We start from the raw sequence: 19,658 nt of genomic DNA on the forward strand, positions 1-19,658 counted from the left end.
CAGGCAGCCGCCGTACTCACGAGGCAGTTGGGGCAGAGGGGGAGTCAGGCCGGGGGCGTCTTGGGGGGGTCTCATCCCCCCCCCCCCCCCTCCCCCCTTCCCCTCCCCCCCCCCCCCCCCCCCCCCCCCGCCGCGCTCCGAGGAAGCGGGCACCGCCCACCAGTGTGGGGTACGACGCGGGCCCGCCACGAGGGGCGTGCGGGCACTTTCTGCGCCCGGACGGTGACCGGGCGGTTACAGCGCGGCCGCGCCGCGGTCCTTCAGGGCACGCCCGTACTGCTCCAGCACCCACAGCTCGTTGGCCACGGCCGCCAGGTGGTCGGGGTCGGCCTGGTTGCCCAGCCGGACCATGTTCGCCTGGACGTCCTTGACCCGGCGCTCGACCGCGCGCAGCCGGACCTGGACCAGCTGCACGCCGGCGTAGGCCTCGTCCACGGTCTTCGCGCGGACCGCCTCGACGGCCAGCTCGGTGACGAGCGAGCGGACGGTGTCGTCGGGCGCCGCGTCCCGGACCCTGGCCAGGTAGCCGGCGTCCCCTTCGGTCGCCGCCTGGGTGACGCCGCCCGCCTGCTCGATGGCGCGGCGCACCAGCACGTAGGGGGCGCCGGTGAACTCGTCCTCGCCGTAGGCGTCGAACGCGGGGGCGACCAGGGCGGGGTGCTGGAGGGCGAGCTTCAGCAGCTCGCGCTCGGTGAGCTGGGCGGGGCTGCGCAGGTTCAGGGCGGGCCCGGGGCGGGCCTGCGGGGCGGCCGGCGCGGCGGGCTGCCGCTCGGCGCCCGGCCGCGGCCGGGCGCCCGCCTGCTCGGGGCGCCGGGCGCGCTCGCGGGCCCAGCGGGCCAGCTGGCCGACGCGGTGGACGACGAACTGGGTGTCGAGGATGCCGAGCATGCCGGCGAGCTGCACGGCGTACTCGTGCTGGATGGCGCCGTTCTTGATGTTGGCCACGATGGGCGCGGCGGCCTCCAGGGCGGCGGCGCGGCCCTCGGCGGTGTCGAGGTTGTGCCGGGCGACGACCTGGCGGATGGCGAACGCGAACAGCGGGGTGCGCGACTCGACCAGGGACGCCACGGCCGCGTCGCCCTCGGCGAGGCGCAGCTCGCAGGGGTCCATGCCGCCGGGGGTGATGGCGATGGAGGTCTCGGCGGCGAACTTCTGGTCGTCCTCGAAGGCGCGCAGGGCGGCCTTCTGGCCCGCGGCGTCGCCGTCGAAGGTGAAGACCACCTCGGAGGCGGCGTTGTCCATCAGCAGCCGGCGCAGGATCTTGATGTGGTCGCCGGCGAAGGCGGTGCCGCAGGTGGCGATGGCGGTGGTGACGCCGGCGAGGTGGCAGGCCATGACGTCGGTGTAGCCCTCGACGACCACCGCGCGGTTGGTGCGGGCGATCTCCTTCTTGGCGAGGTCGATTCCGTAGAGGACGTGCGACTTCTTGTAGATCGCCGTCTCGGGGGTGTTGAGGTACTTGGGGCCGTTGTCGTCGTCGCGCAGCTTGCGGGCGCCGAAGCCGACGACCTCGCCGGTGATGTCGCGGATGGGCCACATCAGACGGCCGCGGAAGCGGTCGATGGGCTTGCCGCTGCGGCTGTCCTGGGAGAGGCCGGAGAGCAGCAGCTCCTTGTCGCTGAAGCCCTTGCCGCGCAGGAAGCGGGTGAGGTGGTCCCAGCCGGCGGGGCTGTAGCCCACGCCGAAATGCTCGGCGGCGGCCTGGTCGAAGCCGCGGCCCGCCAGGAACTTCCGGCCGATCTCGGCCTCGGGGCTCGCCAGCTGCTCGGCGTAGAACCGGGCGGCGATCTTGTGCGCCTCGACCAGGCGGATGCGCTCGCCCTGCTGGCGGCCCGGGGTGTAGCCGCCCTCCTCGTAGCGCAGCGTGATGCCGGCCTGGGAGGCGAGCCGCTCGATGGTCTCGGAGAAGGAGAGGTGGTCGATCTTCATGATGAAGTCGACGGTGTCCCCGCCCTCCTGGCAGCCGAAGCAGTAGAAGAGCCCCTTGGCGGGGCTGACCTGGAAGGACGGGGACTTCTCGTCATGGAAGGGGCAGAGGCCCTTGAGGTTGCCGCCGCCCGCGTTGCGCAGCTGGAGGTACTCGGACACGACGGCGTCGATCGGGACCGCGTCCCGGACCGCCTTCACGTCGTCATCGTTGATCCTGCCTGCCACGGGTGAATTCTACGGTGGCCCGTCGCCGCTCCCGTCCGCGCGGCCCCTCTCCGGTCTCCCACCGAGCTTGATCACGAATACGAGGTGGGGTCCGACGCCCTCGACGGTGAACTCCTCGCCGCGGGCCTCGAAGCCGTGCCGCTCGTAGAAGCCGCGGGCGCCGGTGCGGCCGTTGCACCACACCAGGGCGGCGCCCCGGGCCGCGGCCTCGGCGAGGCCCGCGCGCAGGACCGCGACGCCGTAGCCGCGGCCGCGCACCGCCGGGTCGCTGGCCATGCCGCGGAAGCGGTAGGCGTCCTCACCGGTGCCGCCCTCACCCGTGCCGCCCTCGCCGGTGCCCGGCAGCGGCTCGGGCAGGAAGGTCACGCAGCCCCGGACGGCGCCCCCCGCGTCGTACGCGGCGACGTGGAAGGTGCCGGGCGCCGCGTCCTCGGGGAAGGCCGCCTCGGCGGCGGGCAGACCGGGGCGCAGCACGGCGTGCCGCAGGGCGAAGACCTCGGCGACGGGCACCAGGGCGGTGCGGATGCCGCCCGTCATGCCGTCGCCAGGGAGTCCAGCGGCACGGACGGGTCGGCGAGCGCGTCGGGGTCCGGGCGGGCGCCGGCGCGCACGAGGCGCTGGACGGACGTGGCGACGTCCCACACGTTGACGTTCATCCCGGCCAGCACCCGGCCCTCGGAGAGCCAGAAGGCGATGAACTCGCGCTTGCCGACGTCACCGCGGCAGACCACCTGGTCGTAGCTGCCGGGGGGCGCCCAGCCCGAGTACTCCATGCCCACGTCGTACTGGTCGGAGAAGAAGTACGGCACGCGGTCGTAGGAGACGTCCTGGCCGAGCATGGCGCGGGCGGCGGCGGGGCCCTCGTGGAGGGCGTTGGCCCAGTGCTCGACGCGCAGCCGGGTGCCGAGCCAGGGGTGCTCGGCGGCCGCGACGTCGCCCGCCGCGTAGATGTCGGGGTCGGAGGTGCGCAGCGAGGCGTCCACGGCGATGCCGCCGCCGTCCGCGCGGTCGACCAGGGCCAGCCCCGCGGCCTCGGCCAGCGCGGTGCGGGGGGCGGCGCCGACGGCGGCGAGGACGTCGTGGGCGGGGTGCTCCTCGCCGTCGTCGGTGCGGGCTGCCAGCACCATGCCGTCGTGGCCGGCGATCTCGGTGAGGCGGGCGCCGAAGTGGAAGCGGACGCCGTGCTCGGCGTGGAGGTCGGTGAAGAGCTGGCCGAGCTCGGGGCCCAGGACGGTGTGCAGCGGGGTCGGTTCGGGCTCGACGACGGTCACCTCGGCGCCGTAGCCGCGGGCCGCCGCGGCCACCTCCAGGCCGATCCAGCCGGCGCCGGCGATGACGAGGTGGCCGTTGTCGCGGCCGAGGGAGGACAGCACGCCGCGCAGCCGCTCGGCGTGCGCCAGGCGGCGCAGGTGGTGGACGCCCGCCAGGCCGGTGCCGGGGATGTCGAGGCGGCGCGGCTCGGAGCCGGTGGCCAGGAGCAGCTTGTCGTAGTGCACGAGCGTGCCGTCGCCCAGGCGCACCGAGCGGGCCGCGCGGTCGAGGTGGACGGCGGGCTGGCCGAGGTGGAGCTCGATGTCGGCCTTGGCGTACCAGTCGGGCTTGTGGACGAAGACGCTGTCGCGGGCGTCGCGGCCCGTGAGATAGCCCTTGGAGAGCGGCGGCCGCTCGTAGGGGTGCTCGCGTTCGTCGCAGATGAGGATCACCCGGCCGGTGAACCCCTCGGCGCGGAGGGTCTCGGCCGCCTTCGCTCCGGCCAGGCCCCCTCCGACGATGACGAACGTCCGGTGTGCGTCCACCACTTGCTGCCTCCTCGCTGCGCGCGGAACGGGTCGGTCGCCCGGCACGTCCGCGGTTGTCGTCCTCGGGCGGAAAGAGCCACTGCCGAGAGTCCCGTACCCCGCGTGGCGCCGGTAGAGGGACTACCCCGGAGCGGGTGCCGCCCGCAAGAGCCGCGCGGGGTCAGCCGCGCGGGCCCGTCGGCACGTCGCTCCGCGAACCGACGAGCCGGGCGTGCAGGGTGCGGGCCGAGCTGTCGGTCAGCGCGGCGATCTGGTCGACGATCGCGCGCATCCGGCCCGCGTCGTCGGACGCCTCGGCGAACAGCGTGCGGAACTGCGGGTCGAGGCCGTCGGGGGCGCGGGCGGCCAGCGCGGCGCCCAGCTCGGCGATGACGACGCGCTGTTCGGCGCGGAGCTTCTCCTGGTCCTCGCGCTGCATGACGTAGCGGTCGGCGACGGCCTTGAGCACGGCGCACTCCAGCCGGGTGCCGTGCGGGACGACCAGCTCGGCCCCGTAGCGGGTGAGCCGGCCGGGCCCCCAGGCGGCCCGGGTGGCCCCCTCGGCGGCGAGGCAGAAACGGCCGATGAGCTGGCTGGTGGCGTCCTTGAGGCGGGCCTGGGAGACGGCGGAGCCGTCGTAGCCGTGCGGCCACCACTCCTGTTCCAGGAGCCGGTCGAGGGCCTCGGCGAGCTCCTGCGGGTCGGCGCCCGGGGCGTAGCGGCCGGCGGCGACGGCGAAGACCTCGCGCCGCTCGGGCTCGGCGAGCAGGACGTTGGGGTCGAGGTGGCCGGCGTGCAGCCCGTCCTCGACGTCGTGCACGGAGTAGGCCACGTCGTCGGCCCAGTCCATGACCTGCGCCTCGAAGCTCTGCCGGTGGCCGGGGGCGCCCTCGCGCAGCCACTGGAAGACGGGGACGTCGTCGGCGTAGACGCCGAACTTCCGCGAGGCGGGGTCGGTGGGGTGGGCGCCGCGGGTCCAGGGGTACTTGGTGGCGGCGTCCAGGGCGGCGCGGGTGAGGTTGAGGCCTACGCTGACCAGCTCGCCGGTGGCGGGGTCGGGCACGAAGCGCTTGGGTTCGAGCCGGGTGAGCAGGCGCAGCGACTGGGCGTTGCCCTCGAAGCCGCCGCAGAGCCCGGCGACGCCGTCGAGGGCCTGCTCGCCGTTGTGGCCGAAGGGCGGGTGGCCGAGGTCGTGCGCGAGGCAGGCGACCTCGACGAGGTCGGGGTCGCAGCCGAGCGCCGCGCCCAGCTCGCGGCCCACCTGAGCGCACTCCAGGGAGTGGGTCAGCCGGGTGCGGGGGCTGGCGTCCCAGGCCTGGGAGCGGGTGCCGGGGGTGACGACCTGGGTCTTTCCGGCCAGCCTGCGCAGCGCGGCGGAGTGCAGCACCCGGGCCCGGTCGCGCTGGAAGGCCGTGCGGCCGGGCCGCTTGTCGGGCTCGGGCGCCCAGCGCTCCAGATCCGGCGTTCCGTAGCCCGCGATGCCGTTCCGCTCCGACGCTGTGTCCGCTGTGCTGGCGTTCATACTCCCGACGGTAGCCGCAGGGTGTGACAGCAGCGATGCGCGTGGGGGGCGGGAACCAGCCGGACGTCCACCGCGTTCACCTCTTCGCGAACGGGGGAGGTCTCATGGAATTCGCGGGTCCGGTGCGAAGGGCACGCCTGCGGCTGCCCGCCACGAGGAGTGGCCGGCGGCGCCTGCTGTGGGTCGTCATGACGGCCTGCGTGCTGGGGCTGCTGCCCGCCACGTGGGTGTACGCGGCCGGCACGCCCCGGGTGCGCGACATCTCCGACGTGCCGTCCGCGCCGGTGGCGATGGTCTTCGGCGCCGGGCTGTGGGAGGGCCGGCCCTCCCCCTATCTGGCGCACCGGCTGGACGCGGCCGCGGAGCTCTACCGCGCCGGCAAGGTCCGTGTCGTGCTGGTGACGGGGGACAACAGCCGCGACGACTACGACGAGCCGGACGCGATGCGCGCGTACCTGGTCGCGCGCGGGGTCCCGGACGGCAGGATCGTCAGCGACTTCGCCGGTTTCGACACCTGGGACTCCTGCGCCCGCGCGGAGCGCGTCTTCGGCGTGAAGCAGGCGGTCCTGATCACCCAGGGCTTCCACATACGCCGCGCGGTGGCCCTGTGCGAGGCCGCCGGGATCGACTCGTACGGCGTCGGGGTGGCCGCCAAGCACGACGTCACGTGGTACGCGGGCGGCGCCCGGGAGGTGTTCGCGGCGGGCAAGGCGGCGCTGGACGCGCTGGTCCGGCCCAGCCCGGCGTTCCTCGGCCCGCACGAACCGGGCGTGGAGCGGGCCCTGAGCGCCGCCGGGGACAGGCCCTAGCGCGCCTGTCCGGGCGTCAGGCGCGCCGGGGCTCGCGGCCGTTTATGGCGTCCACGTAGAGCCGGAAGATCTCGTCGTCGTTCAGGGGGCTGTAGGAGATCTTGTCGCTCTCCTCGCCGTCGGGGCCGCCGCCGTTGAGGCCGCCCAGGACCCCGATGAGGTCGCCGGTCCGGGTCCGCTCGTCGAAGTTCGCCAGCCAGGGGCTGCCCGAGGTGCCGCCGTAGAAGCCGTCGCAGCGCATGGTCATCTGCTTGTGGCCGGTGAGTCGGCCGGTCATGGCGGTGCAGCGGATGGCCCGGTCGGCGGGGTCGCTGTCCGAGCTGGGGTAGCCGACGACGGTGACCCTGTTGACGTAGCCGGGGGTGCGCACCAGGCGGTTGGCGCCGGTGACGCGCTCCAGCTGGCGGCCCCGGCTGTCGGCCTTGACGGTGGCGAAGGCGAAGTCGAGGTCGGAGGCCTCCCCGGTGTCGCCGCGCCGCGGGTCGACGAAGGACCGTTCCACCGCCCAGACGCCGTACGGCTGGCTGCTCTCGCCCTGCCGGTAGTCCGGGACGAACGCGGCGTCGTCGAAGCCGCAGTGGCCGGCCGAGACGATGAGGTTGCCCTTGGGGCTGTGCACCACGCTGGCCGTGCAGTGGTGGTCCCGCATGTCCTCGCCGACGTAGAAGAGCACGCCGACCGTGGGGATGCCGTCGAAGTGGCGGGCGCTGCTCGTGACGGGCGGGGCCGCGACCGCGCGGTCGCCGTCGGCGGCGTCGTCCCCGGCGGCGGCCGTGGACATCCGCGCGGGGCCCCAGAACCGCCGCGCCTCCTCGCTGGACCAGCCGGTGTCCCGACCGTGCCCGCCGGCCCCTTGGGGTACGGCGGCCGCCAGCGCGACCACATAGAGCCCCGCGAACAGGGCCCGGACCCACCGGGCCCGGCTCCACCGGGAGAAACGCACGAGCACCCCCACCACGTCAGGAAGGTAGCGACAGGCTAACCGCACGGAGGGGATTTGCCGTGCACCGGGCTGTATTTCCGCATGGTCATTTCGCGCATGGTCGGGAGGGCGCATCGTCACATGAGCCCACGAACGCCTCACCCGCCCCACTGGTCATACGCCAGCTTGCACACCAGCGCCAGCACCACGACGACCAGGACGCCCCGCACGAAGCCGCTCCCCCGCCGCAGGGCCATCCGCGCGCCCAGCGCCCCGCCGGTGAGGTTGAAGACGGCCATCGGGCCCGCCACCTGCCACACCACGGCGCCCTGCGCGGTGAAGGTGACCAGCGCGCCCACATTGGTGCAGACGTTGACGATCTTGGCGGTGCCGGAGGCCGTGACCAGGTTCATGTGCAGGATGCCCGCCAGCGCCAGCACGAGGAAGGTGCCGGTGCCGGGCCCGATCAGCCCGTCGTAGAAACCGATGCCCAGCCCCGCGACCAGGACGGCGGTGAGCAGGCGGCGCGCGGTGGGCGGCCCCGCGCCGTCCGCCGCCGCCGAGGTACCGAACGACGGCCGCAGCAGCACGAACGCGAGGACCGCCAGCAGCACCGCCATGATGAGCGGCCGCAGGACGGCGCTGTCGATGCCCGACGCGAAGAACGCGCCCGCCAGCGAGCCGCCGAGCGCCGCGAGCCCGATCCGGACGGCGGTCCGCACATCGATGGGCGCCGTGCGGGTGTACGCGACGGCGGCGGCGGTCGTCCCGCAGATGGCGACGGCCTTGTTGGTGCCGAGGACGTGCGCGGGCGCCAGATGCGGCAGCCCCACCAGCAGGGCCGGCAGCTGGAGCAGCCCGCCGCCGCCCACCACGGCGTCGATCCAGCCGGCCGCCGCCGCGGTGAGACACAGCACGGCCAGCGTCGTCAGCGATATGTCGGGGGTCACACGGCGTGATCGTACGCCCAGGTCGCCAACGCCCCCGCGCGGGCGAGCCGTTCGCGCCGAGGTGATCAGGATCAGGGCGGGGGCGATCAGGAAAGGGGCGTACCGTCCCAGCGCCAGGACTCCCGCCGCGGCCGGCCGGGCAGCTCGGCGCGGCCGGTGGCCCACAGCAGCGTGCGCCACGGGTCGTCGCCCACCGGCACGTCCCGGAACAGCCGGCGCAGCACCCGGGCGCACAGGCCGGCGTCCGGCTCCCACCGCACGCCGAGCCCCTCGGCGACGTCGTGGAGGTGCGCCAGCGCCTCGACCACGCCCATGGCGGCGAACCCCTCGGGGTCCGACGTCCCGTAGCTGTGGAACGCCCGGGCGGTGGGCGGACTGGTGCGCACCATGGCCACCAGCAGCCCGGTGGCCGCCTCCAGCACCTGCAACAGCCCCGTCACGCCCGCGTCCCGCTCGGCGTGCAGGGTCTCCTCGGGGCCGCCCTCCCGCACCCGGGTCATCAGGAACGGCACATAGCCGTCCACCGGTCCGCCGCGCGACGCCAGTTGGGCGGCGTAGCAGAACATGTCGTCCGCCAAGTGCTCGATCGTCTCCCAGCAGGTCCACTCCAGCGACCCCGCCGGCTCGCCCCACCTCCCCTCGGGCGCCTCGCGCAGCAGGGCCACGGCCCCGCGCACCACGTCCTGGAGGTCCTCCGGCGTGACGGGCACACGCGGCCCGGCCGGCTCATCCGTTCGCGACATGTCGCGACGCTATCAACAGCCTTTGGCCAACGGCGCGATCGTCTTCCCGTTAGCCTGGCCGGAGGGCCGCCCTTCACCCGCAGGCGAGGAGCACAGCAGACATGAACGGCTGGAGCACGAGCGACATCCCGGACCAGAGCGGCCGCACCGCCGTGGTGACCGGGGCGAACAGCGGCATCGGGTTCGTCACGGCCACGGAGCTCGCCCGGCACGGGGCCCGGGTGGTGCTGGCGTGCCGGGACGTCACGCGCGGGAAGGCCGCCGAGGAGCTGCTGCGGGCGCGGGTGCCGGGGGCCGACGTACGGCTGGCCGAGCTGGACCTCGCGGACCTGGCGTCGGTGCGGTCCTTCGCGGCCGACCTCAAGGAGGACCGGCTGGACCTGCTGGTCAACAACGCCGGGGTCATGGCGCTGCCGCACCGCAGAACGGTCGACGGCTTCGAGATGCAGCTGGGCACCAACCACCTGGGGCACTTCGCCCTCACCGGCCTGCTGCTGCCGCTGCTGCGCGAGGCCGGCCCCGGGGCGCGGGTGGTGACGGTCTCCAGCGGGCTGCACTTCCTGGGCACGGTCGACCCGCGGGACCTCCAGATGGAGCACCGCTACCGGCGCTGGATCGCCTACGGGCGGTCCAAGAGCGCCAACCTCCTCTTCACCCACGAGCTGGCCCGGCGGCTGACGGCCGAGGGGTCCGGCGTCACCGCCCTCGCCGCACACCCGGGCTACGCGGACACCAACCTCCAGACGGCGGGGCCGCGCATGGAGGAGCGGGCCTGGGCCGAGCGGGGCGTGGAGCTGCTCAACCGCCTCGTCGCGCAGAGCGCCGACGAGGGCGCCCTCCCCTCGCTGTACGCCGCCACCGCCCCGGGCGTACGGCAGGACGACTTCTACGGCCCCCGCCACCTGCTCTGGCGCGGCGCCCCGGCCCCCTCGCCGCGCGCCCGCTGGACACGCGACGACCGGGCGAGCGCCGGCCTGTGGGCGGTCTCGGAACGCCTGACGGGCGTCACGTACCCGCCGGCGCTGGGCTAGGGCCGCTCCGGCTCCAGGCCCGAGACACGGAGCACCGCCCGGGCGCCCTCGCCGTCGATGCGTTCGGCCAGGGCGGCCAGCGGCAGCGCCCCCTCCCGCAGCAGTCCCCGCTCGCGGGCCCGCCGGGCGCCCGTCTCCAGGTGGTGCCAGAGCAGGGGGTTCGCGGTGAGGACGCCCGGGTCGAGCTCCACCCGGTTGCCTCCGACGTCCCGCAGGACCAGCCGGGGGGCGATGCCGTCGGCGCGGCGCACCTGGGTGAGGAGGTCGGTGCGCACGCGGTGCTCGCGCAGGAGGCCGCGGGCCGCCAGCCAGCCGGGGCCGGCCGTGACCCGCACGGGTCTGAGCACGCCGACGAGCGCGGCGCCGAGCGCCGCCCAGCAGGCGCCGCGCGGCACGTCGAGGCTGCCCCGGGCCAGGTCGGCGAGGAGGAGCAGGCCGCCCAGGGCCGTACCGCACCACCACGCCGAGCGGGCCTCGCGCCGCCAGCCGCGGTCCCAGGCCGGCACCGCGCCGGCCGGTGGCCGCTCCCCCGGGCCCCGGCGGTGTCCGTCGCGTACGCGCGCACGCGTCCGTAAGGTCTGTCGCCGTCCCATGGTGCCGACGCTAGGGCCGTCCACCGCCCGAAGCCCGTCGCGTTGACGTCGCGCTGACGCTGTTTTGGCCATTCCTTGCGCCTCACTGACACGCCTCTCCCCGAAAGCGTTCGGATGCGTTAAGGACCCATATGGAAACCGCCAAAATCCGCCAAGACGCCGCCAAGGACGGACGCGCCCCCGGTGGCGCGGGCGCACGCTGAGCCTCCGACCCCACGGAGGTACGACAAAAGATGTCCATGCTGGCCAATTCGGAGCACGCCGCGGGCACCGGCGACGAGGAGCCGCCGGATACCGGCGCCGCGCGGGCCGCCGAGGACCGGCACCGGCTCACCGCCACCCAGGGACTGGCGGCCCTCTCGCTCGACGCCATGGCGTCGGTGGCGTACGGCCCCGAGGCGATCGTCCTCGTCCTGGCCGCGGCCGGCGCGCACGGCCTCGGCTTCACGCTGCCGGTCACCCTCGCGATCGCCGCCCTGCTGGCCGTCCTCGTCGCCTCCTACCGGCAGGTCATCGCGGCCTTCCCGGACGGCGGCGGCTCGTACGCGGTCGCCAAGCGGCACCTCGGCCGGCGTACGGCCCTGGTCACCGCGGCATCGCTGGTGCTGGACTACGTGCTGAACGTGGCCGTCTCCGTCACCGCCGGCGTCGCCGCCCTGACCTCCGCCTTCCCCTCCCTCCACGACGACCGGCTGTGGCTCTGCCTGGGCGTCCTGGTGCTGGTCACGGGCGTGAACCTGCGCGGCATCGCGGAGTCCGCCAAGGCCTTCGTCGTCCCCACCGCCGTCTTCGTCGGCTCGATCCTCGTCCTGATCGTCGCGGGGCTGCTCCGGGACGCCCCGGCGAGCACCGAGACCGCCGCCGGGCACGCGTCCGTGCTCGCGGACGACACCACCGCCGTCGGCGCCCTGCTCCTGCTGAAGGCCTTCGCCGCCGGCTGCTCCGCGCTCACCGGCGTCGAGGCCGTGGCCAACGCCGTTCCCGCGTTCCGCGCCCCGGCCACCCGCCGGGCCCAGCGCACCGAGGTCGCCCTGGGCGCGCTGCTGGGCGTCATGCTGATCGGCCTGTCCGTGCTCATCGGCCGCTTCCACCTCCAGCCGGTGGAGGGCGTCACCGTCCTCGCCCAGCTCGCCGACGCCTCCCTGGGCCACAACTGGGCCTTCTATGTCGTGCAGTTCGCCACCGTCGTCCTGCTCGCGCTCGCCGCCAACACCTCCTTCGGCGGCCTGCCGGTGCTGATGGGCCTGCTGGCCCGGGACAACTACCTGCCGCACGTCTTCGGCCTCAAGGCCGACCGCCAGGTCCACCGGCACGGCGTCCTGGCGCTGGCCGCCGTCTCCGCGCTGCTGCTCGTCCTCTCCGGCGGCGACGTCAACACCCTCGTGCCGCTCTTCGCGATCGGCGTGTTCGTCGGCTTCACCGTCTGCCAGGTCGGCATGGTCCGCCACTGGCGCCTCGAACGCTCCCCCGGCCGGCGGGGCAAGGCGCTGCTCAACGGCTTCGGGGCCCTCCTCACCGGCGTCTCGGCCGTCGTCGTCACCGCCACGAAGTTCACCGAGGGCGCCTGGCTGATCGTCGTCGCGCTGCCGCTGCTGGTCCTGGCCTTCGAGGCCGTCCACCGGACGTACGGGCGGATCGGCGACCGCCTGGGGCTCGGCCGGGTGCCCGAGGCCCCCCGCCGCTGCCACTCGCTGGTCGTGGTGCCCGTGTCCTCGCTGTCCCGGCTGACCAGCGAGGCCCTGACGGCCGCCGTGTCGCTCGGCGACGAGGTGGTGGCCGTGACCGTCACCCAGCCCGACGCGGAGGGCCGGCGCGCGGCCGAGTCGCTGCGCCGCGACTGGGAGTTGTGGAGCCCCGGCGTCGACCTGGTCGAGCTGCCCGCCCCCACGCGCACCCTGGGCCGCCCGATCGTCGACTACGTCCGCGAGCTGTCCGACCGGCACCCGGACAACCGGGTGACCGTGCTCATCCCCGAGGTGGAGCCGGCGCGCGTCTGGCAGCGGCTGCTCCAGAACCAGCGCGGCGCGGTCGTGGCCCACGCGGTGCGCCGGGACACCGACGCGGTGATCTGCCGGCTGCGCTTCAGGATCGGGGCCTAGCGGCCCAGCGACGACGGAACGAGCCCGGGACGGCTACCCAACGGGCCCGGACGCTACGGAACCGTACCTTCTGGTTCTGGACGCCTCCGGGCCCCCGCGTAGCCCGGCTCACCCTCTTCCCGTACGCCCCACGGACCGGCGCGCGTACCCCGGCGTGCGCGAACGTCGCGCCGGCGCCCATGAATCCGCCGGCACACGGGCTCCACCACCCCCCGCGCGGGGCGCGAACCGGCGCGAACCGCCCGCCCGCCGCGGCTACATCGTGGCGGGTGTCGAGCGCTCGGGGACCGCCGACTTGACCCTGCCCCGGGACTGCGGCCCCCGGTGCCCTCCGCGCAGCAACGCCGCGCCCAGCGGGGTCAGGGTGTGCATCACCGCGCTGCCGTTGCGCAGCGTCAGCACCAGCCCGGCCTCGCGCAGCACGCCCGCGTGCTGGCTGGCCGAGGCGGCCGACACCCCCACCCTGCGGGCGAGTTCGCTGGTGGTGCAGCCGCCGCCGATGGAGCCCAGGACGGCCGAGCGGGTGTGCCCCACCAGCTTGCCCAGCGAGCGCGGGGCCGCCGGGACGGCGGGCGCCGACTCCGACATGGCCCGCGCGGGATACACCAGCACCGGCGTGAGCTCGGTGTTCTGCAGGGTCACGGGGGTGCGCCGGCAGAAGAAGGACGGCAGGAGCAGCAGCCCGCGGCCGCCCAGGTACATGTCCCGGTCCACGGGGTAGTCGACCTCCAGTACCGGGGCCCGCCAGCGCATGGTGGGCGGCAGCGAGGAGAGCAGCGCGTCGGCGCCGCCGTCCAGCAGCGCCCGGCCGCGCACGGCCCGGTCCGCCTCGATCTGGGCCTGGATATGGGCCCAGTACGGGGCGATGGCGGCCTGGTGATAGGCATGGAGGGCGCTGATCAGCTTGCCGAACGCCCGGGAGTCGCCCTCGGCGAGCGATCGTATCCAAGCCGGCAGGGTCCGGACGGTGGGCAGCCGGCTCAGTTCGTCGTGGACCCGGTCGGCCGGGGTGGCCCGCAGTGCCTCTATGCCGGAGTCGAGTCCGTCTAAGCCTTCGGCCGGTGTCAGGAAGTCGGGGAAATATCCACGGGGCGGAACGAGCGGCGCCAGAAGCCGCGTTTCACCATTCAACCGAGGCCGGGTTTCCGACCGCCAATCCCCGAAGATCGACTCGCCTTGTTTGTCCCGAAGCCGGTGCAGGCTCAATACGGTTTCCCAGAGCACGTCCGGGTCTCCGGCCAGGCGCAACCGGGCCAGATCGAGTCCAGTGAAATGGACACGCAGCACCAAACCCCCACATGAGACATCCGCGACCACCCCCCGCTCACTGAGTATGCACACCGATACGAGGTGTTACCACGTCCTTTTGGCCACAGTTGAAAGGACTCGCGGCGAACATCGCAGAAGCGAAATGCTATTCACGCACTCAGGGCCGCCCCGCTCGTTCCCGTGGGGGGTGGCGAGCGAAAAAGCGGCCGCTGGGTATGCGAGTTGCCGCCCGAGCCGATGCGGGCGGCAACAACTCCCGGTGGGGGAGTAAAGAGGGGCGGCGCTCCCGCACGGGCGCCGCCCCTTCGCCATGCGCCCGTACCTGTCGCAGGTTACGACAGGGTTAACACCCGCGAACGCGGGGCCTCCGGACGCCCAGGAGGGGCGGTCCCTTCGCGAGGACCGCCCCTCCTTCCTTCCGGAGCCGTGAGTGGGGCTGAGGGTCGAGGTCATCCCATACGGCGGCTCCGGAGGTCATATGGCCGCGCTCAGCGGCTGTCGCTGCCTCCCCGGCCGTTCAGCGCCGCGGCGCGGCCCGCCTCCAGGCGGGCGACCGGGATGCGGAACGGGGAGCAGGAGACGTAGTCCAGGCCCACCTGGTGGAAGAAGTGCACCGACTCCGGGTCGCCGCCGTGCTCGCCGCACACGCCGAGCTTGAGGTCGGGGCGGGTGGCCCGGCCGGCCTCGACGGCCGCGCGGACCAGCGAGCCCACGCCGTCCTTGTCGATGGTCTCGAAGGGGCTGACCCCGAAGATGCCCTTCTCCAGGTACGCGGTGAAGAAGCTGGCCTCGACGTCGTCGCGGGAGAAGCCCCACACGGTCTGGGTGAGGTCGTTGGTGCCGAAGGAGAAGAACTCGGCGGCCTCGGCGATCTGCCCGGCCGTCAGGGCGGCGCGCGGCAGCTCGATCATCGTGCCCAGCGGCAGCTTGAGGTCGGTGCCGCTGGCGGCCTCGACACCGGCGATGACGCGCTCCGCCTCGTCGCGGACGATCTCCAGCTCCTGGACGGTGCCCACCAGCGGGATCATGATCTCGGCGCGCGGGTCGCCGCCACCGCTCCGGCGCTCGGCCGCGGCCTCGGCGATGGCCCGCACCTGCATGGCGAACAGGCCGGGGATCACCAGACCCAGGCGGACGCCGCGCAGACCCAGCATCGGGTTCTGCTCGTGGAGCTTGTGCACGGCCTGGAGCAGGCGCAGGTCGTTCTCGTGCGCCTCCTGACGGGCCTCGGCGAGCGCCACGCGCACCGACAGCTCGGTGATGTCGGGCAGGAACTCGTGCAGCGGCGGGTCGAGCAGGCGGACCGTCACCGGCAGCCCGTCCATCGCCTCGAACAGCTCGACGAAGTCGGCCTTCTGCAGCGGCAGCAGGGCACCCAGTGCCTCCTCCCGCTCGGTGTCGGTGTCGGCCAGGATGAGCCGCTCGACGAGCTCGCGCCGCTCACCGAGGAACATGTGCTCGGTGCGGCACAGGCCGATGCCCTGGGCGCCGAAGCGGCGGGCGCGGGCCGCGTCCTCGGCGTTGTCGGCGTTGGCGCGGACGCGCAGCCGGCGGGTGCGGTCGGCGTAGGCCATCATCCGGTGCACGGCCTGGACCAGCTCGTCGGCGTCGTCGGCGCCGGCGTGCATCCGGCCCTCGAAGTACTCCACGACCGGGGACGGCACGACCGGGACCTCGCCCAGGTAGACCTTGCCGGTGGAGCCGTCGATGGAGACGACGTCGCCCTCCTGGACGACCACGCCACCGGGGGCGGTCATCTTCCGCTGCTTGGTGTCGACCTCCAGCTCCTCGGCGCCGCAGACACAGGTCTTGCCCATGCCGCGCGCCACGACGGCCGCGTGCGAGGTCTTGCCGCCGCGCGAGGTCAGGATGCCCTCGGAGGCGATCATGCCGTCGAGGTCGTCGGGGTTGGTCTCCCGGCGGATCAGGATGACCTTCTCACCCGAGCGGGACCACTTGACGGCGGTGTAGGAGTCGAAGACCGCCCGGCCGACCGCCGCGCCCGGCGAGGCGGCGATGCCCCGGCCCAGCAGCTCGGTCTTCGCCTTCTCGTCGAAGCGCGGGAACATCAGCTGCGCCAGCTGGGCGCCGCTGACGCGCTGGAGCGCCTCGGCCTCGTCGATCAGGCCCTGGTCCACCAGCTGGGTGGCGATGCGGAAGGCGGCTCCGGCGGTGCGCTTGCCGACGCGGGTCTGGAGCATCCACAGCTTGCCGCGCTCGATGGTGAACTCGATGTCGCACAGGTCCTTGTAGTGCGTCTCCAGCGTCTCCATGATCTGCATCAGCTGGTCGTACGAGGCCTTGTCGATGCGCTCCAGCTCGGCGAGCGGCATGGTGTTGCGGATGCCCGCGACGACGTCCTCGCCCTGCGCGTTCTGCAGGTAGTCGCCGTAGACGCCCTGGTGGCCGCTGGCGGGGTCACGGGTGAAGGCGACGCCGGTGCCGGAGTCGGGGCCCAGGTTGCCGAAGACCATGGAGCAGATGTTGACGGCCGTGCCCAGGTCGCCGGGGATGCGCTCCTGACGGCGGTAGAGCTTGGCGCGGTCGCCGTTCCAGGAGTCGAAGACCGCCCTTATGGCGAGGTCCATCTGCTCGCGCGGGTCCTGCGGGAAGTCCCGGCCGGTCTCCTTGGAGACGATGCCCTTGAACTCCTCGACCAGGTGCTTCAGGTCCTCGGCGCGCAGCTCGACGTCGGTGACGACGCCCTTGGCCCGCTTGGTCTCCTCCAGCGCCTCCTCGAAGAGCTCGCCGTCGACGCCCAGCACGGTCTTGCCGAACATCTGGATGAGGCGGCGGTACGAGTCCCAGGCGAACCGCTCGTCGCCGGCCTGGGCCGCGAGGCCGGTCACGGACTCGTCGGACAGGCCGATGTTCAGGACGGTGTCCATCATGCCGGGCATGGAGAACTTGGCGCCCGAGCGCACCGACACCAGCAGCGGGTCGTCGGCCTGGCCGAGCTTCTTGCCCATGTGCGCCTCGAGGGCCTCCAGGTGGGCGGTGACCTCGTCGCGCATCGACGCGGGCTCCCGGCCGCCCTCCAGGTAGACCTTGCAGGCCTCGGTGGTGATGGTGAAGCCCGGAGGGACGGGCAGCCCGAGGTTGGTCATCTCGGCGAGGTTGGCACCCTTCCCGCCGAGCAGGTCCTTGAGGTCCTTGTTGCCCTCGGTGAAGTCGTAGACGAACTTCTGGCGATCTTCGGATACCGGCACGGGAATCGACTCCTCACTCGGGCCTCCCGGGGACGCTGAGGGGGGGAGGGCTGCCCTGACGGCGGGGAGCGTACCCAGATCGAAGGCGTCTGAGGAGGTCTACTCCGCCAACTTGGGGGCGCAACCACCCGTCCGCCAGCAGATCGAAAGTTGCGCGCTCATTTGAGGCACCCACCCTCCTCCTTCATTTCCTGAACGCAACATGACCGAAAATCATCAACCCGTCACGTCGCGTCGAGAAAACCCGCCATCCGCCGTCACCTTGTGAAGCCAAAAGGGGTGGCACGCAGTGCCACCCCTCGGAAAGGTGTACCCCTGATTCCGGTGCTCATCTGAGCGAGACCCTTATCAGAGGTGGCGAGAATCACGCCGTGTTCGACGCCCTTTCGGCGGCGTTTCACCCGCCCGACGTGTCGAGTTCCGCGTCCGCGCCCACAGTCGCGGCGTCGTAGGGGTCGTTCAGCCACCCGTCCGGAAGCACCACGCGGTTACGGCCGGAGGTACGGCCGCGGGGGCCGTCGGCACCCACCGGCCAGGCCTGATCCAGGTCGAGCTCGCTCAAAAGAGCGTCCAGTTCGCCCAGAGATGAGGCGATTGCCAGCTTCTTACGGAGCTCCGACCCGATGGAGAAGCCCTTGGTGTACCAGGCGACGTGCTTGCGGAAGTCGATGACGCCCCGCTCCTCGTTCTCCAGCCACTGGCCGAGCAGCTCCGCGTGGCGCAGCATCACGGCCGCCACCTCGCGCAGCGTGGGCGCGGTGGCCGCGCCCTCCCCGCCGTCCTCGAAGACGTTCACCAGGTCGCGGAAGAGCCAGGGGCGGCCCAGGCAGCCACGCCCGACGACCACGCCGTCGCAGCCGGTCTCGCGCATCATGCGCACCGCGTCGTCGGCGGACCAGATGTCGCCGTTGCCCAGGACGGGGATCTCGGGCACGGCCTCCTTCAGCCGGGCGATGGCCTCCCAGTCGGCGGTGCCGCCGTAGTGCTGGGCGGCCGTGCGGCCGTGGAGGGCGATGGCCGTGACGCCCTCCTCGACGGCGATCCGCCCGGCGTCGAGGTAGGTGATGTGCTCGTCGTCGATGCCCTTGCGCATCTTCATGGTCACCGGCAGGGAGCCGGCGTTGCCGACGGCCTCGCGGAGGATCGAGCGCAGCAGGTTGCGCTTGTACGGCAGCGCGGAGCCGCCGCCCTTGCGGGTGACCTTGGGGACGGGGCAACCGAAGTTGAGGTCGATGTGGTCGGCCAGGTCCTCGTCCACGATCATGCGGACGGCCTTGCCGACGGTCACCGGGTCGACGCCGTAGAGCTGGATGGAGCGCGGCTTCTCGGTCCCGTCGAAGTGGATCAGCCGCATCGTCTTGGCGTCCCGTTCGACGAGCGCCCGCGTGGTGATCATCTCGCTGACGAAGAGCCCCTTGCCGCCGGAGAACTCACGGCACAGCGTGCGGAAGGGAGCATTGGTGATCCCCGCCATAGGGGCCAGGACCACCGGCGGCTGCACCGGGTGCGGACCGATCTGGAGCGTCATTGGGCGGGCTTCCTCGCAAGTCGTGCGGACGATGGGGCGGACCGTTCATTGTCCCTCATCCGGCGCAACCGCCTCAGCGGCCGAAGGTCCCGTCCCGCCGGGTCCTCCTGTCCGCCTCCGTTCCCGCCTCCCCCCGTACGAGGGCGTGGAGCCTGCGCAGCCCCTCCTCGGACTCCTCGTCGACGGGGGTGAACGTGATCAGACGGGTGCCGGGGCCCGGGCCCGCCCACAGGCTGGTGTGGTCCAGGCGCAGCATCCCGGCGTACGGGTGCCGCAGGACGGCCGTCTTCTGCTCCTCGACCGGGACGACCTCGTGCCGCGTCCAGAGCTCGCGGAACTCCGGCGAGGCGTCGCACATCCTCTTGAGCAGGCACTTCCACGCGGGCTCGGCGACGTGCTCGGCCATGGCCCGGCGGAACTTGGCCACGATGGCCCGCCGGGCCTCCGCGCCGTTGAGGGCCGAGGCGCGCCAGACGGGGTCGGTGAACTGCAACCACAGGCAGTTGCGGTCCTCCGGCGGGACGGCGTCGAGGTCGCACGTCAGCCGGGCGTAGACGCGGTTGTAGGCCAGGATGTCGTAGCGCGCGTTCTGTACGCAGGCGGGCAGCGGTTCGAGCTGGTCGAGCATCCGGCGCAGGGCGGGCGTGACGCGCACGACGTCCGAGCCGGGCAGCGGGTCGACGACGTCCGCGAGGGCGAAGAGGTGGGCGCGCTCGCCCCGGTCGAGCCGCAGGGCGCGGGCGACGGAGTCCAGGACCTGCGCCGAGACGCGGATGTCGCGGGCCTGCTCCAGCCACGTGTACCAGGTGACGCCGACGGCGGCGACCTGGGCGACCTCCTCGCGGCGGAGCCCCGGCGTGCGGCGGCGGGGGCCGCGCGGCAGGCCCGCCTCCTCGGGGGAGATGCGCTCGCGGCGGCTGCGCAGGAAGGCCGCCAGCTCATGGCGGCGGACCTCGTCGGGCCGGGCGGCCGCGTACTCGGCGGCCAGGGTCTCGATCATCGTCGTGCTCACGCGCTCCAGGGTGTGCCACCGCCGATCCGGTTGCCAGGT

Annotated in this window: 15 protein-coding genes; 3 read left to right on the forward strand and 12 right to left on the reverse strand. The window is 73.4% G+C overall.

Features of this window, described 5'->3' with window-relative positions; genetic code table 11:
- Positions 1 to 234 precede the first annotated feature (234 nt).
- The 4 genes from dnaG to AC07BS_RS09140 form a co-directional block, all read right to left on the reverse strand.
- Positions 235 to 2,154 carry a DNA primase gene (dnaG, locus tag AC07BS_RS09125; RefSeq protein ID WP_478931160.1) on the reverse strand — a complete coding sequence of 640 codons (1,920 nt, stop codon included), beginning with the start codon at positions 2,152 to 2,154 and terminating at the stop codon, positions 235 to 237.
- A gap of 9 nt (positions 2,155 to 2,163) precedes the next feature.
- Positions 2,164 to 2,691, reverse strand: coding sequence for a GNAT family N-acetyltransferase (locus tag AC07BS_RS09130; RefSeq protein WP_478641444.1), 528 nt, complete (start codon positions 2,689 to 2,691; stop codon positions 2,164 to 2,166).
- Entirely contained in the window at positions 2,688 to 3,953 is a 1,266-nt protein-coding gene (locus AC07BS_RS09135; protein WP_478641446.1) for an NAD(P)/FAD-dependent oxidoreductase, read from the reverse strand. Before AC07BS_RS09135 ends, AC07BS_RS09130 begins: the two co-directional genes overlap by 4 nt.
- 160 nt (positions 3,954 to 4,113) lie before the next feature.
- Positions 4,114 to 5,454 (reverse strand): deoxyguanosinetriphosphate triphosphohydrolase, encoded by a 1,341-nt coding sequence (locus AC07BS_RS09140; RefSeq protein ID WP_478641448.1) that lies wholly within the window; start codon positions 5,452 to 5,454, stop codon positions 4,114 to 4,116.
- 104 nt (positions 5,455 to 5,558) lie between these two features.
- On the opposite strand from AC07BS_RS09140, the gene AC07BS_RS09145 reads away from it, so the two are divergent.
- Complete coding sequence (locus tag AC07BS_RS09145) at positions 5,559 to 6,263, forward strand: SanA/YdcF family protein (RefSeq protein ID WP_478641450.1); 705 nt, start codon at positions 5,559 to 5,561, stop codon at positions 6,261 to 6,263.
- Positions 6,264 to 6,279: 16 nt separating this feature from the next.
- Here the strand turns inward: AC07BS_RS09145 and AC07BS_RS09150 are convergent, their stop codons facing one another.
- From AC07BS_RS09150 to AC07BS_RS09160, 3 genes are all read right to left on the reverse strand, one after another.
- Positions 6,280 to 7,221 carry a trypsin-like serine peptidase gene (locus AC07BS_RS09150; protein WP_478641452.1) on the reverse strand — a complete coding sequence of 314 codons (942 nt, stop codon included), beginning with the start codon at positions 7,219 to 7,221 and terminating at the stop codon, positions 6,280 to 6,282.
- A gap of 122 nt (positions 7,222 to 7,343) precedes the next feature.
- Complete coding sequence (locus tag AC07BS_RS09155) at positions 7,344 to 8,135, reverse strand: TSUP family transporter (RefSeq protein WP_478641454.1); 792 nt, start codon at positions 8,133 to 8,135, stop codon at positions 7,344 to 7,346.
- Between the two features lie 86 nt (positions 8,136 to 8,221).
- Positions 8,222 to 8,878, reverse strand: a complete 657-nt coding sequence (locus tag AC07BS_RS09160; RefSeq protein ID WP_478931164.1) for a maleylpyruvate isomerase mycothiol-dependent enzyme family protein — start codon at positions 8,876 to 8,878, stop codon at positions 8,222 to 8,224.
- 101 nt (positions 8,879 to 8,979) lie between these two features.
- On the opposite strand from AC07BS_RS09160, the gene AC07BS_RS09165 reads away from it, so the two are divergent.
- Positions 8,980 to 9,909, forward strand: a complete 930-nt coding sequence (locus AC07BS_RS09165) for an oxidoreductase (protein ID WP_478641458.1) — start codon at positions 8,980 to 8,982, stop codon at positions 9,907 to 9,909.
- Here AC07BS_RS09165 and AC07BS_RS09170 read toward each other — a convergent pair.
- A complete protein-coding gene (locus AC07BS_RS09170) occupies positions 9,906 to 10,502 on the reverse strand; it encodes a hypothetical protein (protein WP_478931166.1) in 597 nt (198 codons plus the stop codon). The two genes, AC07BS_RS09165 and AC07BS_RS09170, sit on opposite strands and share 4 nt — an antisense overlap.
- A 233-nt stretch (positions 10,503 to 10,735) precedes the next feature.
- On the opposite strand from AC07BS_RS09170, the gene AC07BS_RS09175 reads away from it, so the two are divergent.
- Complete coding sequence (locus AC07BS_RS09175) at positions 10,736 to 12,601, forward strand: APC family permease (RefSeq protein WP_478641462.1); 1,866 nt, start codon at positions 10,736 to 10,738, stop codon at positions 12,599 to 12,601.
- Between the two features lie 255 nt (positions 12,602 to 12,856).
- On the opposite strand, the gene AC07BS_RS09180 is transcribed toward AC07BS_RS09175, so the two are convergent.
- The 4 genes from AC07BS_RS09180 to AC07BS_RS09195 form a co-directional block, all read right to left on the reverse strand.
- The gene (locus tag AC07BS_RS09180; RefSeq protein WP_478641464.1) at positions 12,857 to 13,888 is read right to left on the reverse strand and encodes an ArsR/SmtB family transcription factor; all 1,032 of its coding nucleotides are present in this window, start codon (positions 13,886 to 13,888) and stop codon (positions 12,857 to 12,859) included.
- Positions 13,889 to 14,358: 470 nt separating this feature from the next.
- Positions 14,359 to 17,079, reverse strand: a complete 2,721-nt coding sequence (gene ppdK, locus AC07BS_RS09185; RefSeq protein WP_478931169.1) for a pyruvate, phosphate dikinase — start codon at positions 17,077 to 17,079, stop codon at positions 14,359 to 14,361.
- Positions 17,080 to 17,476: 397 nt separating this feature from the next.
- The gene (dusB, locus tag AC07BS_RS09190) at positions 17,477 to 18,607 is read right to left on the reverse strand and encodes a tRNA dihydrouridine synthase DusB (RefSeq protein WP_478641465.1); all 1,131 of its coding nucleotides are present in this window, start codon (positions 18,605 to 18,607) and stop codon (positions 17,477 to 17,479) included.
- Between the two features lie 73 nt (positions 18,608 to 18,680).
- Positions 18,681 to 19,607 carry a helix-turn-helix transcriptional regulator gene (locus tag AC07BS_RS09195; protein ID WP_478931287.1) on the reverse strand — a complete coding sequence of 309 codons (927 nt, stop codon included), beginning with the start codon at positions 19,605 to 19,607 and terminating at the stop codon, positions 18,681 to 18,683.
- Positions 19,608 to 19,658: the final 51 nt, after the last annotated feature.

It is taken from the genome of Streptomyces sp. NPDC044063, from assembly GCF_056434285.1.

Coding starts and splice junctions, on each gene's coding strand:
- AC07BS_RS09170 (WP_478931166.1), bottom strand. CDS start 10,502: ATGGGACGGCGACAGACCTTACGGACGCGTGCGCGCGTACGCGACGGA.
- AC07BS_RS09140 (WP_478641448.1), bottom strand. CDS start 5,454: ATGAACGCCAGCACAGCGGACACAGCGTCGGAGCGGAACGGCATCGCG.
- dusB (WP_478641465.1), bottom strand. CDS start 18,607: ATGACGCTCCAGATCGGTCCGCACCCGGTGCAGCCGCCGGTGGTCCTG.
- AC07BS_RS09160 (WP_478931164.1), bottom strand. CDS start 8,878: ATGTCGCGAACGGATGAGCCGGCCGGGCCGCGTGTGCCCGTCACGCCG.
- AC07BS_RS09195 (WP_478931287.1), bottom strand. CDS start 19,607: ATGATCGAGACCCTGGCCGCCGAGTACGCGGCCGCCCGGCCCGACGAG.
- AC07BS_RS09145 (WP_478641450.1), top strand. CDS start 5,559: ATGGAATTCGCGGGTCCGGTGCGAAGGGCACGCCTGCGGCTGCCCGCC.
- AC07BS_RS09165 (WP_478641458.1), top strand. CDS start 8,980: ATGAACGGCTGGAGCACGAGCGACATCCCGGACCAGAGCGGCCGCACC.
- AC07BS_RS09175 (WP_478641462.1), top strand. CDS start 10,736: ATGTCCATGCTGGCCAATTCGGAGCACGCCGCGGGCACCGGCGACGAG.
- AC07BS_RS09130 (WP_478641444.1), bottom strand. CDS start 2,691: ATGACGGGCGGCATCCGCACCGCCCTGGTGCCCGTCGCCGAGGTCTTC.